Here is a 12,886-nt window from a genome sequence, read left to right as displayed (position 1 = left end):
TACTTCCTACCCTATCAGAGTCTGAACTCTTCGCCCAGATAGACGCGCTTAACATGCTCATCTTCCAGGATTTCCGCAGGCGTGCCATGGGCAATTAACTGGCCCTGGCTTACGATGTAGGCTCGTTCACACACGGCCAACGTTTCGCGTACGTTATGGTCAGTAATCAGCACACCAAGCCCGCTATCGCGCAAGTGCTCGATAATCCGCTTGATGTCGATGACGGAGATTGGGTCAACACCTGCAAAAGGTTCGTCCAAAAGAATAAATTTCGGGTTTGCAGCCAGAGCGCGGGCAATTTCAACACGACGGCGCTCACCACCAGACAGAGACTGCCCGAGGTTATTGCGCAGATGCTCAATGTGAAACTCTTCCATCAACTCATTCGCACGGTCTTCACGCTGCTCAGCGCTGAGGTCATCACGAATTTGCAGGACAGCCATCAAGTTATCGAACACGCTTAAGCGACGGAATATTGACGCTTCTTGCGGTAAATACCCAATCCCGCGACGGGCACGAGCATGAAGCGGCAGAAGACTAATGTCTTCATCATCAATAATGATGTTCCCTGCATCACGCGGCACAATGCCAACAACCATGTAAAAAGTCGTGGTTTTGCCTGCACCGTTAGGGCCAAGTAAACCGACAATTTCACCTGATTTAACGGTCAGGCTGACGTCTTCAACAACGCGGCGGCCTTTGTAGGCTTTGGCGAGATGTTTTGCAATTAAAGTAGCCATAACGAATTAGTTACTCTTTTTCGGGGCTGGCGCCGGAGCCTGGCCGTCTTTTTTCTGCAATTGAGAAGGGACCAGAACTGTGGTGACACGTTTCCCTTTTTCGCTAAAGGCCTGCATTTTCTGCTCTTTAACCAAATAGGTAATTTTGTCGCCTTTAATATTGCTGTCGACCTGCTCAAGATAGGCATTGCCAGTCAGTACGACAAAATCGTTCTGCAACTCATAGTGCATGGTCGCTGAGTGGCCACTAACGGGTTTACCACTATCTTGCATCTGATAGAACGTGGCTGGATTACCGTAGCCATCAATGATTTCTTTACCTTGCTCACCGCCCGGACGGGTCACAACCACTTTATCAGCGTTAATTTTGATACTGCCTTGCGTCACGATCACATTGCCGGTGAAGGTGACGACGTTGCCTTGCATATCCAGCGACTGTTGGTCAGATTCAATGTGAATCGGCTGATCGGTATCACCGGTCAGCGCAAATGCCGAAAAACTGGCGGCTAAAAGCGTACTAGTCAGTACTAAATTACGGCTGAGTTTGTTTATTCTGGATTTCATAGGATGTTCTAACCTTTTCAATCAGCTCGGCATTTTTGCTGCGTAAGTTTCCACGCATTTTGAGGCCGGTAGAGTTAAAGCTGGTTCCGTACAAGGTTACCTGGTCATCAGACGCAACATCCTGAGTGACTAAATTAACCTGCGCATTGTCCGTGGTAATTTTGCGTAGCTGTGAATCTGGTGTCAGGGCTGTCAGCACCACATTTCCGTACAAATACAGCATCCGATCGTTAGTCAGTTTGGCGCGATCTGCCCGTAATGACCAGGTTGCTACTTTGTTTTCGTCATACTGTGTCATCACCGGATTGGTGAACCATGAAACAGCAGTGTCGGAAAAGTATTCAACGTGTTCTGCGACCAGCCGGTAATTTAAAGCCCCTTCAGGACTGTAGGCGAGGGTCGTAGAATGTTCACTTTTATAGGTCGGCTCGTTACTGTTCACTGTCTGTGGTGCAACAGTGTCTTTATCGACCAGATTTACACCAATCAATACCAGTGCCAGCAATGAAAGCAGGATGATAACCCAACGTCTGGTCTTACTCATATAGATAGCCCTTTGGCCTCATCAAGCTTTCCTTGGGCCAGTAAAAGGAGATCGCAGACTTCGCGTACTGCTCCTCGTCCGCCAGCAATACGTGTAACGTAGTCTGCACGAGGAATAAGTAAAGGATGAGCGTCCGCTACCGCGACACTCAAACCTACTTTAGCCATTACAGGCCAGTCGATTAAATCATCCCCGACATAAGCCACTTGCTCAGCTGGAATGGCGAGCTTATCTAATAGATCCTGAAAAGCCAGCAGCTTGTCAGATTGACCTTGATAAAGATGGGTAATGCCAAGCGTTTCGCACCTGTCCTCAAGAAGTTTTGCTTTCCGGCCAGTAATAATCGCCACTTCGATATCAGAGGTTAGTGCACAGCGAATTCCATAGCCATCACGCACGTTGAATGCTTTCAGCTCTTCGCCGCTATTACCCATATAAATCAGGCCGTCAGACATTACACCGTCAACGTCTAAAATAAGCAGGCGCACGTTTGCTGCCCGCTCCATCACGCGCGTGCTTACCGGCCCATAACAAGTGGCAAGAGACGCTTCATGGTTACTCATTAAGGCTAATCCTTTGTTAAACCACGCCTGCGCGTAGCATGTCATGCATATGTACCACACCCAGTAGTTGCTCGCCATCTGCAACCAGTACTGAGGTTATATGGCGGGACTGCATCAAGTTCAGTGCATCAACCGCCAATAGCGTTGGGCGAACACGAATTCCGCCGACAGTCATGACATCTGCGATATTCAGGGAGTGGAGATCAACGCCCATATCAAAGACTCGACGTAAATCACCATCAGTGAAGATCCCTTCAATTTTCATCAGGGAGTCACAGATTACGGTCATACCCATATTTTTGCGCGTTATTTCCAGTAATGCATCGCGCAATGAAGCATCTTTACTGACATGGGGGATCTCATCGCCAGTGTGCATAATATCGCTGACACGTAATAACAGTTTACGTCCCAATGCACCGCCTGGGTGAGAAAGTGCAAAATCTTCTGCAGTAAAGCCACGAGCTTTCAGCAGAGCAACAGCAAGCGCATCACCCATCACAAGTGTTGCCGTGGTGCTGGATGTTGGAGCCAGTCCTAACGGGCAAGCTTCGTGGGGAACCTTGACACAAAGATGGACATCGGCCGCTTTGCCCATTGAACTTTCCGGGCGACTTGAGATGCAAATCAGTGGCACCTGCAATCGTTTGAGAACCGGAATCAGCGCCAGAATTTCGTTTGACTCGCCAGAGTTTGAAATAGCGATAACAATATCTTGCGTGCTAACCATGCCGAGGTCGCCATGGCTTGCTTCACCTGGGTGAACGAAAAACGAAGGTGTACCGGTACTTGCAAAAGTTGCCGCCATCTTTTTACCGATGTGACCCGATTTGCCCATACCCATGACAACTACTTTGCCCTGGCAATAAAACATTTTTTCACAGGCCGCAGAGAAGTCTGTATTGATGTATTGCTCAAGCTGATCCAGGCCTTCACGTTCGATCTTCAGTACTTCTTTACCTGCTTGCTGAAAGTCAAAACCCGGTTGTAATTCTATCTGTGACATAATTTCCGTTCCGCTTTACCCTACGACAGGTGATGCAATAAACCACAGCATCACAATCCATACGAAGAAACTACATGTTAACAGAGCACCTGCTGCCTTGCCGATAGAGCGTGATTTACGCCAGCAAAGTACTGCAAAAATGGCACTGACTACCAACATGACCCAATAGTCACGAGCAAAGGCATGCGGGTCAATTTCACCCGGTGCAATCAAGGCAGGAATACCCAATACCAAAACAATATTGAATATGTTCGAGCCGATAATATTGCCAATCGCAATATCGTCTTCACCTTTACGTGCACCTGCGATGGTCGTTGCAAGTTCAGGCAGGCTCGTGCCTACAGCAATAATCGTCAGGCCAATCACTAACTCGCTTACGCCAAAGTAATGTGCGAGTACGCTGGCGTTATCGATAACCATGCGAGTGGCCATCGGCATAATAATTAAAGCCACGGCGAGCCATAAAAATGCGACGGGACGGCTCCCTTCACGAGGAAGCTCTGCCAGCTGTTCGCGGGTCAGGTTGTCAGCCCCTTCATTTCCGGCAAGGCGAGCTATTTTAATCGTAAACAGCAGATAAGCTACTGCGACAGCAATCAGTATTACGCCATCAATACGGCTAAGCTGGTTATCAAAAAGAAGCCATCCGATCACGCCGCTGACGACTAACATTAGGGGCAATTCACGCCGTAGAATATCGGAATTCACGGTAAATGGATGCAAAAGTGCCGCTAAGCCGAGAATCAGTAAGATATTGGTGATATTCGAACCTAATGCTGTTCCCACCGCTAAATTCAATTGGCCATTTAGAGCCGCAGAGCTTGCGACAAGCAGTTCAGGTAATGATGTCCCGATGCTTACAACGGTTAAACCGATAAGGAGTGGCGGAACGCCGAAACTACGGCAAAGTATCGAGGCGGCGAACACCAGACGATCCGCGCCATAGACGACCAAAAGCAAACCGATAATTAACAGAGCTGTAGCTAACAGCATGCAAAATCCTTTATTCAGGTATAATCGCCGGTCTCGTGCTGTGAAAGTACCGGCAGAGCATACAGATCTGTAGGCCATGGTATGAATTCTTAATTCTGACTTTATGTGGCAGAAAAGTAAAACAAATGCCAGTTTTCGCTAATCAGGGCTGATAACATTCTGTGAAAATGTTGGGTTGGAACTGAGTTGCTATCCAATGCTTCGTCCGTGAACTTGATAAAAGGAAAGATGATGAGCCAGACGCAGACGAATCTGGTCGAAATTCGCGATGTTAGTTTTACTCGCGGCAGTCGGCGCATCTTTGACAATATTTCTCTGAACGTGCCTCGTGGCAAAATTACGGCCATCATGGGGCCTTCAGGAATTGGTAAAACGACATTGTTGCGGCTGATTGGTGGTCAAATTCAGCCTGACAATGGCGAAATCCTATTCGACGGTGAAAACGTGCCGGCTATGTCGCGCTCACGACTATATAACGTGCGTAAACGTATGAGCATGCTGTTTCAATCCGGCGCGTTATTTACCGATCTCAATGTCTTCGAAAATGTGGCATATCCGCTTCGCGAACATCGCCGCTTGCCGGAGGAGTTGCTGCATAGCACCGTTATGATGAAGCTTGAGGCGGTGGGATTACGTGGAGCCGCTAAACTGATGCCAAACGAACTCTCTGGCGGTATGGCTCGACGAGCTGCACTTGCGCGTGCCATCGCACTCGAACCTGACCTTATAATGTTTGATGAGCCATTCGTTGGTCAGGACCCTATTACAATGGGTGTGCTGGTTAAACTGATTTCAGAATTAAACAGCGCATTGGGTGTTACCTGTATTGTGGTTTCGCACGATGTACCTGAAGTGCTGAGCATCGCAGATTACGCCTATATTGCAGCAGATCAGCATATTGTCGCTGAAGGGACTCCAACCGCTTTGCGCGAAAATTGTGACCCTCGGGTTCGTCAGTTCCTTGATGGTATTGCCGATGGACCAGTACCGTTCCGCTATCCGGCAACGGATTATCGGAATGACTTATTATCAAAAACAGGGAGTTAAGTTACTCATGCTCTTTAATGCACTGGCATCGTTCGGGCAGCGGGGACTGAAAACCTGCGCGTCATTCGGCCGGGCCGGGATAATGCTTTTTAATGCGCTGGTGGGGAAACCGGAATTCCGCAAACATGCGCCATTGCTGATTCGCCAGCTGTATAACGTCGGCGTATTGTCGCTGCTGATTATTATCGTTTCTGGTCTGTTTATCGGCATGGTTCTTGGCTTGCAGGGCTACTTAGTTCTGACGACTTATAGTGCGGAATCAAGCCTGGGGATGCTGGTTGCCTTGTCGCTATTGCGTGAGCTTGGGCCTGTGGTGGCAGCGCTGTTGTTTGCTGGTCGCGCAGGTTCGGCTTTGACCGCCGAAATTGGCCTGATGAAGGCAACAGAACAACTTTCCAGTATGGAGATGATGGCGGTTGATCCTTTGCGCCGTGTCGTTTCTCCTCGTTTCTGGGCTGGTGTAATTTCCTTGCCGTTACTGACGCTTATCTTTGTCGCAGTAGGGGTATGGGGAGGAGCGCTGGTTGGTGTGAACTGGAAGGGAATCGACTCTGGGTTCTTCTGGTCTGCCATGCAAGATGCCGTCAACTGGCGTACCGATCTGATTTACTGTGTTATCAAGAGCGTAGTGTTTGCGATAACCGTTACCTGGATTGCGTTATTCAATGGCTACGATGCTATTCCTACGTCCGCAGGGATTAGCCGGGCAACAACACGAACCGTTGTGCACGCTTCATTGGCCGTTTTAGGGCTGGATTTTGTGCTCACTGCACTGATGTTTGGGAATTAAGTTCATGCAAACTAAGAAATTTGAAACTGGGGTTGGGGCATTTTTAATTATTGCATTGGCAGCCATCGTCTTCTTGTGTCTGAAAGTGGCTAATGTCACTTCGCTGCGCAGTGAGCCAACGTATCGGGTTTACGCCACCTTTGACAACATCGGTAGCCTGAAAACCGGTTCTCCATTACGCCTTGGCGGCGTAGTGATTGGACGCGTTGATGACATTACACTTGATCCAAAAACGTACTTACCGCGAGTCACTCTGGATATCGAAGAACGCTATAACCATATTCCTGATACCAGTTCGTTAGCTATCCGCACTTCAGGTTTACTCGGTGAGCAATACCTCGCACTGAACCTTGGTTTTGATGACCCTGAACTAGGTTCATCTATCCTTAAAGAGGGCGGCACGATTCAGGACACTAAATCAGCCCTGGTGTTGGAAGATCTGATTGGCCAATTCTTGTATAAGAGCGGTAATGGCGATAATCAGAAATCAGAGGATTCCTCATCGCAGGATTCAGAGAATAATAGTGCAGCGCCACAGCCTGGCACGACGCACTAATCTAAGAGGAAAAGTTTTATGTTTAAAAGATTTATCATGATTGCCATGTTGGTTATTGCGCCACTGGCGAATGCTGCGGATCAAAGCAACCCATACAAACTGATGGGCGAAGCGGCGCAAAAAACATTTGACCGACTGAAAAACGAGCAGCCTAAAATTCGTCAGAATCCGGACTATTTGCGTGAAGTTGTTGGGCAAGAACTTCTACCATATGTGCAGGTGAAATACGCGGGTGCACTGGTACTGGGCCGCTACTATAAAGATGCCACCCCTGCACAGCGTGATGCCTACTTCAAAGCGTTCGAGGCGTATCTGAAACAGGCCTACGGCCAGGCGCTTGCGATGTATAACGGGCAATCCTACCAAATCGCACCTGAGCAGCCTCTGGGTGATGCGACCATTGTGGCGATTCGTGTAACGATTGTTGATCCAAACGGCCGTCCACCTGTGCGTCTTGATTTCCAGTGGCGCAAAAACACACAAACTGGTAACTGGCAGGCTTACGACATGATTGCTGAAGGTGTCAGCATGATTACCACTAAGCAAAACGAGTGGAGCGATATCCTGCGTACCAAAGGGATTGATGGTTTGACGTCTCAGCTGCAATCAATCTCTAAACTGCCAATTACCCTGGAAAATAAAAAGTAATGGCTGATGAACTTAACTGGCAGCGTGAAGCCGCAACGTTGCACCTGGCGGGTGAGTTAGATAGCGATACGGTGGGGCCAGTATGGCGTCAGCGTGAGCAAATCATGGCTGGTATCAAAGTGTTAAATCTTTCTGGTTTATCGCGTGTAGATACTTCAGGTTTAGCGCTTTTGATTCATCTTGTGGATTTTGCCCGGTGTCAAAATGTTGAGATAGAACTCCAGGGCGCCAGCGAGAACTTACAGACGCTGACTAAACTTTATAACCTGCCAGAAGACATCCTTCCTGCTTTTGCAGGCTAGTGTTTTCATAGCGTTACTATCATTGCCCCTGATCTAATTGGATCAGGGGCTTTTTGCTTATTTAAGCCTGCGCCACTTTCCTCTAAGATGTGTGGCTTGTTTCCTTAACCGACGAATTATATCCCATGGAAAATCATGAAATTCAGACAGTGCTGATGAATGCACTGCCCCTCCAGGAAGTCCACGTCTCAGGCGATGGTAGCCATTTTCAGGTGATTGCGGTGGGTGAGTTATTCGCCGAGTTAAGTCGCGTGAAGAAGCAACAAACAGTTTATGCGCCATTGATGGAGCTGATTGCTGATAACCGTATCCATGCGGTTTCCATCAAGACCTATACTCCGCAAGAGTGGGATCGCGATCGTAAACTTAATGGTTTTTGAGCAATTCGCCACGGCGGGTTGTAACGATTTGAATTTAATAGAGAGCAGTTGCAATGGATAAATTTCGAGTTCAGGGGCCAACCCGACTGAGTGGTGAAGTGACGATCTCCGGGGCGAAGAACGCCGCGCTGCCGATCCTCTTCGCAGCACTGTTGGCCGAAGAGCCAGTTGAGATTCAAAACGTTCCAAAACTGAAAGACATTGATACCACAATGAAGCTGTTAAGCCAGTTGGGTACCAAAGTTGAACGTAACGGTTCAGTGTGGATCGATGCCAGTGAAGTAAATATCTTCTGTGCGCCTTATGATCTGGTTAAGACCATGCGTGCTTCTATCTGGGCGCTTGGGCCGCTGGTCGCACGCTTTGGCCAGGGCCAGGTTTCTTTACCTGGCGGCTGTGCAATTGGTGCACGTCCGGTTGATTTGCATATTACCGGCCTTGAGCAACTGGGTGCGGAAATTAAACTGGAAGAAGGCTACGTTAAAGCTTCTGTTCAGGGCCGTCTGAAGGGTGCGCATATTGTGATGGATAAAGTGAGCGTAGGTGCCACTGTTACCATTATGAGTGCTGCAACTCTTGCTGAAGGTACAACTATCATTGAAAACGCTGCCCGTGAGCCGGAGATCGTTGATACAGCGAACTTCCTCAACACGCTGGGTGCGAAAATTACAGGTGCAGGCACCGATCGCATTACTATCCAGGGCGTTGAACGTTTGGGTGGCGGTGTTTATCGTGTGGTGCCAGATCGTATCGAAACCGGTACTTTCCTGGTAGCAGCTGCGATTTCTGGTGGGAAAATTGTTTGCCGTAATGCTCAACCAGACACGCTTGATGCGGTGCTGGCGAAGCTGCGCGAAGCGGGTGCTGATATTGAAGTTGGCGAAGATTGGGTTAGCCTCGATATGCACGGTAAGCGTCCAAAAGGCGTGACAATCCGTACTGCGCCGCACCCAGGCTTCCCTACAGACATGCAGGCTCAGTTCACTTTGTTGAACCTCGTGGCGGAAGGTACTGGTGTTATCACTGAAACCATTTTTGAAAATCGCTTCATGCACGTCCCGGAACTTATCCGTATGGGCGCACATGCAGAGATTGAGAGCAATACAGTGATTTGCCACGGCGTTGAGAAGCTATCTGGTGCACAAGTAATGGCAACCGACCTGCGCGCGTCAGCAAGCCTCGTTCTGGCGGGTTGTATCGCAGAAGGGACCACCGTGGTTGATCGGATTTACCACATCGATCGTGGCTACGAGCGCATTGAAGATAAACTTCAGGCATTAGGTGCGAAGATTGAACGTGTGAAAGGTAATAGCGGCGAATAAAATTCGTTGTTAAAAAGAAAAACCGGGCTTGCCCGGTTTTTTTATCTTTTCCGCATCAAACTCATTCGGTCAATGAACTGATGAGTTTCCGGATCGTAGTAGCGTGAAGGCCAAATCACCCAAGGTGAAGTTTCCAGTGCCTGCGCGATGATTAATTCACCTTTTGGCCAGGGGCGTGTCAACGTATTAGCCAAAGTAGAAGAGCTCAGACCTGCTTTCCGTGATTCAGCCGCAAGTGATGTTCCGCGTTTGCGTAGCCCTGCAATGATATCTGCCGGGTGCCAGTCAGTATTGTTACTTTCCATGTTTCTCCCTGTAACCACTTCTATTTACCGGTTTACTCAATTGCGGTTATAGCACAGCATTCACCCAAAAGACTCCAATAAATGGCGTAAAAATTCAAATTTGTGTTAACACACACAAAGTGAATGAAACCAATGAATACAGGATCCTGCGGGGAGTGGTTTTGAGGGCTGGAATGAATTTATTGGAAACTTAGTGCGCCTTTAAACGGCGCACTAACTAGAGATTAACGATCGCGTTGAACAGCCATGCGAGCCAGAGCAATTAAAGCTTCTTTGTACTCGCTTTCAGGCAGAACATTCAGAGCTGAAATAGCTTTGTCAGCTTCTTGTTCTGCTCGTAGTTGAGTCCATTCCAGCGAGCCACAGGCCGCCATAGCATCTAACACTGGCTGCAGTAAATGACGCCCGTTGCCTTGCTCAATAGCCTCACGAATCATCTTTGCTTGCTCAGCGTTACCGTTACGCATTGCGTGCAGTAAAGGGAGAGTCGGCTTGCCTTCGTTCAGGTCATCACCCACATTTTTACCAAGTGTTTGCCCATCGGCACTATAGTCCAGAAGATCGTCGATAAGCTGGAAAGCAGTGCCGAGATAGCGGCCATAATCCTGAAGTGCGAGTTCTTGTTCCGCAGTTGCATCAGCTAAAATACCTGAGCACTGAGCTGCAGCTTCGAACAAACGCGCTGTTTTGCTGTAAATCACCCGCATATAGCTTTCTTCAGTAATATCAGGGTCATTACAATTCATCAATTGCAGAACTTCACCCTCGGCTATGACATTCACCGCTTCGGACATCACTTCCAGAACCTTGAGCGAGCCTAGTTGAGTCATCATCTGGAAGGCGCGGGTATAAATAAAATCACCAACTAATACACTAGCGGCATTGCCAAATGCGGCGTTAGCCGTTGCCTTCCCGCGACGCATATCTGACTCATCAACGACATCATCATGAAGTAGTGTCGCGGTGTGGATAAATTCAATGAGAGCCGCAATATTGATATGCGCGCTTCCCTGATAACCAAGCGTGCGAGCAGCAAGAACAGCAATCATTGGGCGGATACGTTTACCACCGCCACTGACGATGTAATACCCTAACTGATTGATCAATTGGACATCTGAATTCAACTGTTCAAGGATGACCGCATTGACTCCCGCCATATCTTGCGCGGTTAACTCGTTAATTTTTTCTAAATTCATCGCAAAAGTCTGGCTTAAAGTCCTGTTTACCACATGTCTTTATGGAATCACGTGAGGGTAGAGGAGTAATAATGTAGTACAGATTGTACTGAAAAAACGAGGCAGATAAACGGCTGGTGTGATGTTGCGTTTTTTTTCTACTCTGTTTAATGACAGGGCTTGTCAAAGGGTCTCGTTTTGCGTAATATTCGCGCCCTATTGTGAATATTTATAGCGCCACCTGAAACATACGTAGGGTGCGTGCGGAAAGCGGAGTTTTATATGTACGCGGTTTTCCAAAGTGGTGGTAAACAACACCGAGTAAGCGAAGGTCAAACCATTCGCCTGGAAAAGCTGGACATCGCAACTGGCGAAGCAGTTGAGTTCGCAGAAGTTCTGATGATCGCTAATGGTGAAGAAATCAAAATCGGCGTTCCTTTCGTCGATGGCGGCGTAGTTAAAGCTGAAATTGTTGCTCATGGTCGTGGCGAGAAAATTAAGATTGTTAAGTTTCGTCGTCGTAAACACTACCGTAAGCAGCAGGGTCATCGTCAGTGGTTCACTGATGTGAAAATCACCGGCATCAGCGCTTAATACAGGGGAGCATATTAAATGGCACATAAAAAGGCTGGCGGCTCTACTCGTAACGGTCGCGATTCCGAAGCTAAACGTCTGGGCGTAAAACGTTTCGGCGGAGAAGCAGTTCTGGCAGGCAGCATTATCGTTCGTCAACGTGGTACTAAATTCCACGCTGGCACCAACGTAGGTTGCGGCAAAGATCATACTCTGTTCGCTTTGACTGACGGTAAAGTTAAGTTCGAAGTTAAAGGTCCGAAAAACCGTAAGTTCATCAGCATCGTTGCTGAATAAGTTTTTCGCGTCCCGGTAACGGATAGAAGCCCCGCAACACGTTGCGGGGCTTTTTACATTCTGCGACCGGTAAATCAATGAAGTATTTTCTTCAGATTTCGGGTTGTAGGATTAGATCATGAAACAGCAGGCAGGGATTGGCATTCTCCTGGCGCTTACAACAGCAATTTGCTGGGGTGCATTGCCAATAGCGATGAAACAGGTGCTGACGGTAATGGAACCGCCAACGGTTGTTTTTTATCGCTTCCTGATGGCAAGTCTGGGTTTGGGTAGTATTCTCGCGATACGCGGAAAATTGCCTCCGTTGGCGTTGTTCAGAAAGCCACGTTGGTTGGGCCTACTCGCGATTGCAACGGGTGGCTTGTTCGGTAACTTTTTGCTGTTTAGTTCATCACTACAGTATTTAAGCCCGACGGCATCTCAAGTTATTGGCCAGCTTTCCCCGGTGGGAATGATGGTGGCAAGCGTTGTTGTGCTGAAAGAAAAAATGCGCGGTACGCAGGTCATCGGGGCCACAATGCTTCTTTGCGGGTTGGTGATGTTTTTTAATACCAGCCTGATAGAAATTTTTACCCGCCTGACAGATTACACCCTTGGGGTGATTTTCGGTGTTCTGGCGGCGACAGTGTGGGTCACCTATGGTGTGGCGCAGAAGGTATTATTACGCCGCCTGGCCTCGCAACAGATCCTCTTTTTACTGTACACTTTATGTACTCTTGCGCTTTTTCCATTGGCTCAGTTGGATAAAATCTTCCAACTCAGTAATTGGCAACTGGCGTGTTTAGTTTTCTGTGGCCTGAATACACTGGTTGGGTATGGGGCACTGGCAGAAGCCATGGCACGGTGGCAGGCGGCACAGGTTAGCGCCATTATTACGCTAACTCCGCTGTTTACTTTGCTATTTTCAGATTTATTAGCGTTAGCCTGGCCCGATTTCTTCGCCATGCCGTTACTTAACCTTGTGGGTTATTGCGGCGCGTTTATCGTGGTTGCAGGTGCGATGTATTCAGCCATTGGTCACCGTCTTTGGGGACGCTGGCGCAAAACCGAAGCTGTTCTTCCAGTACAACGTTCGGGCGAATGA

18 protein-coding genes are annotated in these 12,886 nt (G+C 48.3%); 10 read left to right on the top strand and 8 right to left on the bottom strand.

Translation table 11 applies throughout. The features are described 5' to 3' along the window. Positions 1-14 precede the first annotated feature (14 nt). The 6 genes from lptB to EDF88_RS11815 are packed head-to-tail and all read right to left on the bottom strand — an operon-like array spanning position 15 to position 4,407. Positions 15-740: an LPS export ABC transporter ATP-binding protein gene (gene lptB / locus EDF88_RS11840; protein WP_034459758.1), complete on the bottom strand. Its 726-nt coding sequence runs from the start codon at positions 738-740 to the stop codon at positions 15-17. Between the two features lie 6 nt (positions 741-746). Beyond that, complete coding sequence (lptA, locus tag EDF88_RS11835; protein ID WP_064514100.1) at positions 747-1,304, bottom strand: lipopolysaccharide ABC transporter substrate-binding protein LptA; 558 nt, start codon at positions 1,302-1,304, stop codon at positions 747-749. After that, the gene (gene lptC, locus EDF88_RS11830) at positions 1,273-1,848 is read right to left on the bottom strand and encodes an LPS export ABC transporter periplasmic protein LptC (protein WP_064514098.1); all 576 of its coding nucleotides are present in this window, start codon (positions 1,846-1,848) and stop codon (positions 1,273-1,275) included. Before lptC ends, lptA begins: the two co-directional genes overlap by 32 nt. Next, a complete protein-coding gene (kdsC, locus tag EDF88_RS11825; RefSeq protein WP_064514096.1) occupies positions 1,845-2,411 on the bottom strand; it encodes a 3-deoxy-manno-octulosonate-8-phosphatase KdsC in 567 nt (188 codons plus the stop codon). The genes lptC and kdsC overlap by 4 nt, the downstream gene beginning before the upstream one ends. Before the next feature lie 16 nt (positions 2,412-2,427). After that, positions 2,428-3,414, bottom strand: a complete 987-nt coding sequence (gene kdsD / locus EDF88_RS11820; protein WP_134184818.1) for an arabinose-5-phosphate isomerase KdsD — start codon at positions 3,412-3,414, stop codon at positions 2,428-2,430. Positions 3,415-3,429: 15 nt separating this feature from the next. Then, on the bottom strand, positions 3,430-4,407 hold the full coding sequence (locus EDF88_RS11815) for a calcium/sodium antiporter (protein WP_134184816.1): 978 nt from the start codon (positions 4,405-4,407) through the stop codon (positions 3,430-3,432). 231 nt (positions 4,408-4,638) lie between these two features. Between EDF88_RS11815 and mlaF the strand changes: the two genes are divergently transcribed. The 7 genes from mlaF to murA all read left to right on the top strand — a co-directional run bounded on the left by mlaF (position 4,639) and on the right by murA (position 9,452). Further along, positions 4,639-5,454 carry a phospholipid ABC transporter ATP-binding protein MlaF gene (gene mlaF, locus EDF88_RS11810; protein WP_064514090.1) on the top strand — a complete coding sequence of 272 codons (816 nt, stop codon included), beginning with the start codon at positions 4,639-4,641 and terminating at the stop codon, positions 5,452-5,454. A gap of 7 nt (positions 5,455-5,461) precedes the next feature. After that, positions 5,462-6,244: a lipid asymmetry maintenance ABC transporter permease subunit MlaE gene (mlaE, locus tag EDF88_RS11805; protein WP_064514217.1), complete on the top strand. Its 783-nt coding sequence runs from the start codon at positions 5,462-5,464 to the stop codon at positions 6,242-6,244. A 4-nt stretch (positions 6,245-6,248) separates the two neighbouring features. Beyond that, entirely contained in the window at positions 6,249-6,800 is a 552-nt protein-coding gene (gene mlaD, locus EDF88_RS11800) for an outer membrane lipid asymmetry maintenance protein MlaD (protein WP_134184814.1), read from the top strand. 18 nt (positions 6,801-6,818) lie between these two features. Continuing rightward, positions 6,819-7,448: a phospholipid-binding protein MlaC gene (mlaC, locus tag EDF88_RS11795; RefSeq protein ID WP_134184812.1), complete on the top strand. Its 630-nt coding sequence runs from the start codon at positions 6,819-6,821 to the stop codon at positions 7,446-7,448. After that, positions 7,448-7,750, top strand: a complete 303-nt coding sequence (gene mlaB / locus EDF88_RS11790; RefSeq protein ID WP_134184809.1) for a lipid asymmetry maintenance protein MlaB — start codon at positions 7,448-7,450, stop codon at positions 7,748-7,750. The genes mlaC and mlaB overlap by 1 nt, the downstream gene beginning before the upstream one ends. Before the next feature lie 125 nt (positions 7,751-7,875). Then, positions 7,876-8,130, top strand: a complete 255-nt coding sequence (gene ibaG / locus EDF88_RS11785) for a BolA family iron metabolism protein IbaG (RefSeq protein ID WP_034459734.1) — start codon at positions 7,876-7,878, stop codon at positions 8,128-8,130. A 53-nt stretch (positions 8,131-8,183) separates the two neighbouring features. Continuing rightward, positions 8,184-9,452, top strand: a complete 1,269-nt coding sequence (gene murA, locus EDF88_RS11780; RefSeq protein ID WP_064514082.1) for a UDP-N-acetylglucosamine 1-carboxyvinyltransferase — start codon at positions 8,184-8,186, stop codon at positions 9,450-9,452. A gap of 41 nt (positions 9,453-9,493) precedes the next feature. Here murA and sfsB read toward each other — a convergent pair whose 3' ends face one another. Beyond that, positions 9,494-9,757, bottom strand: a complete 264-nt coding sequence (sfsB, locus tag EDF88_RS11775; RefSeq protein ID WP_064514080.1) for a DNA-binding transcriptional regulator SfsB — start codon at positions 9,755-9,757, stop codon at positions 9,494-9,496. 224 nt (positions 9,758-9,981) lie between these two features. Further along, complete coding sequence (ispB, locus tag EDF88_RS11770) at positions 9,982-10,953, bottom strand: octaprenyl diphosphate synthase (protein ID WP_064514078.1); 972 nt, start codon at positions 10,951-10,953, stop codon at positions 9,982-9,984. A 261-nt stretch (positions 10,954-11,214) separates the two neighbouring features. Between ispB and rplU the strand changes: the two genes are divergently transcribed. From rplU to EDF88_RS11755, 3 genes are all read left to right on the top strand, one after another. Beyond that, positions 11,215-11,526, top strand: a complete 312-nt coding sequence (gene rplU / locus EDF88_RS11765; protein WP_034498836.1) for a 50S ribosomal protein L21 — start codon at positions 11,215-11,217, stop codon at positions 11,524-11,526. A gap of 18 nt (positions 11,527-11,544) precedes the next feature. Continuing rightward, the gene (rpmA, locus tag EDF88_RS11760; protein WP_024549632.1) at positions 11,545-11,802 is read left to right on the top strand and encodes a 50S ribosomal protein L27; all 258 of its coding nucleotides are present in this window, start codon (positions 11,545-11,547) and stop codon (positions 11,800-11,802) included. A gap of 118 nt (positions 11,803-11,920) precedes the next feature. Further along, positions 11,921-12,886: a DMT family transporter gene (locus tag EDF88_RS11755; protein ID WP_064514076.1), complete on the top strand. Its 966-nt coding sequence runs from the start codon at positions 11,921-11,923 to the stop codon at positions 12,884-12,886.

This window comes from Buttiauxella sp. BIGb0552 (assembly GCF_004366275.1).
Classification (GTDB): Bacteria; Pseudomonadota; Gammaproteobacteria; order Enterobacterales; family Enterobacteriaceae; genus Buttiauxella; species Buttiauxella gaviniae.
The sequence above is the reverse complement of the archived record's forward strand: the minus strand, read 5'-3'. Positions and strand labels throughout refer to the sequence as shown.

Excerpts from the sequence above, each read along its gene's own strand:
- mlaB (WP_134184809.1), top strand. The coding sequence starts at position 7,448 with ATGGCTGATGAACTTAACTGGCAGCGTGAAGCCGCAACGTTGCACCTG.
- kdsD (WP_134184818.1), bottom strand. The coding sequence starts at position 3,414 with ATGTCACAGATAGAATTACAACCGGGTTTTGACTTTCAGCAAGCAGGT.
- mlaF (WP_064514090.1), top strand. The coding sequence starts at position 4,639 with ATGAGCCAGACGCAGACGAATCTGGTCGAAATTCGCGATGTTAGTTTT.
- kdsC (WP_064514096.1), bottom strand. The coding sequence starts at position 2,411 with ATGAGTAACCATGAAGCGTCTCTTGCCACTTGTTATGGGCCGGTAAGC.
- EDF88_RS11815 (WP_134184816.1), bottom strand. The coding sequence starts at position 4,407 with ATGCTGTTAGCTACAGCTCTGTTAATTATCGGTTTGCTTTTGGTCGTC.
- murA (WP_064514082.1), top strand. The coding sequence starts at position 8,184 with ATGGATAAATTTCGAGTTCAGGGGCCAACCCGACTGAGTGGTGAAGTG.
- mlaD (WP_134184814.1), top strand. The coding sequence starts at position 6,249 with ATGCAAACTAAGAAATTTGAAACTGGGGTTGGGGCATTTTTAATTATT.
- mlaE (WP_064514217.1), top strand. The coding sequence starts at position 5,462 with ATGCTCTTTAATGCACTGGCATCGTTCGGGCAGCGGGGACTGAAAACC.
- lptC (WP_064514098.1), bottom strand. The coding sequence starts at position 1,848 with ATGAGTAAGACCAGACGTTGGGTTATCATCCTGCTTTCATTGCTGGCA.
- mlaC (WP_134184812.1), top strand. The coding sequence starts at position 6,819 with ATGTTTAAAAGATTTATCATGATTGCCATGTTGGTTATTGCGCCACTG.
- ispB (WP_064514078.1), bottom strand. The coding sequence starts at position 10,953 with ATGAATTTAGAAAAAATTAACGAGTTAACCGCGCAAGATATGGCGGGA.
- sfsB (WP_064514080.1), bottom strand. The coding sequence starts at position 9,757 with ATGGAAAGTAACAATACTGACTGGCACCCGGCAGATATCATTGCAGGG.
- lptB (WP_034459758.1), bottom strand. The coding sequence starts at position 740 with ATGGCTACTTTAATTGCAAAACATCTCGCCAAAGCCTACAAAGGCCGC.
- rplU (WP_034498836.1), top strand. The coding sequence starts at position 11,215 with ATGTACGCGGTTTTCCAAAGTGGTGGTAAACAACACCGAGTAAGCGAA.
- rpmA (WP_024549632.1), top strand. The coding sequence starts at position 11,545 with ATGGCACATAAAAAGGCTGGCGGCTCTACTCGTAACGGTCGCGATTCC.
- EDF88_RS11755 (WP_064514076.1), top strand. The coding sequence starts at position 11,921 with ATGAAACAGCAGGCAGGGATTGGCATTCTCCTGGCGCTTACAACAGCA.
- lptA (WP_064514100.1), bottom strand. The coding sequence starts at position 1,304 with ATGAAATCCAGAATAAACAAACTCAGCCGTAATTTAGTACTGACTAGT.
- ibaG (WP_034459734.1), top strand. The coding sequence starts at position 7,876 with ATGGAAAATCATGAAATTCAGACAGTGCTGATGAATGCACTGCCCCTC.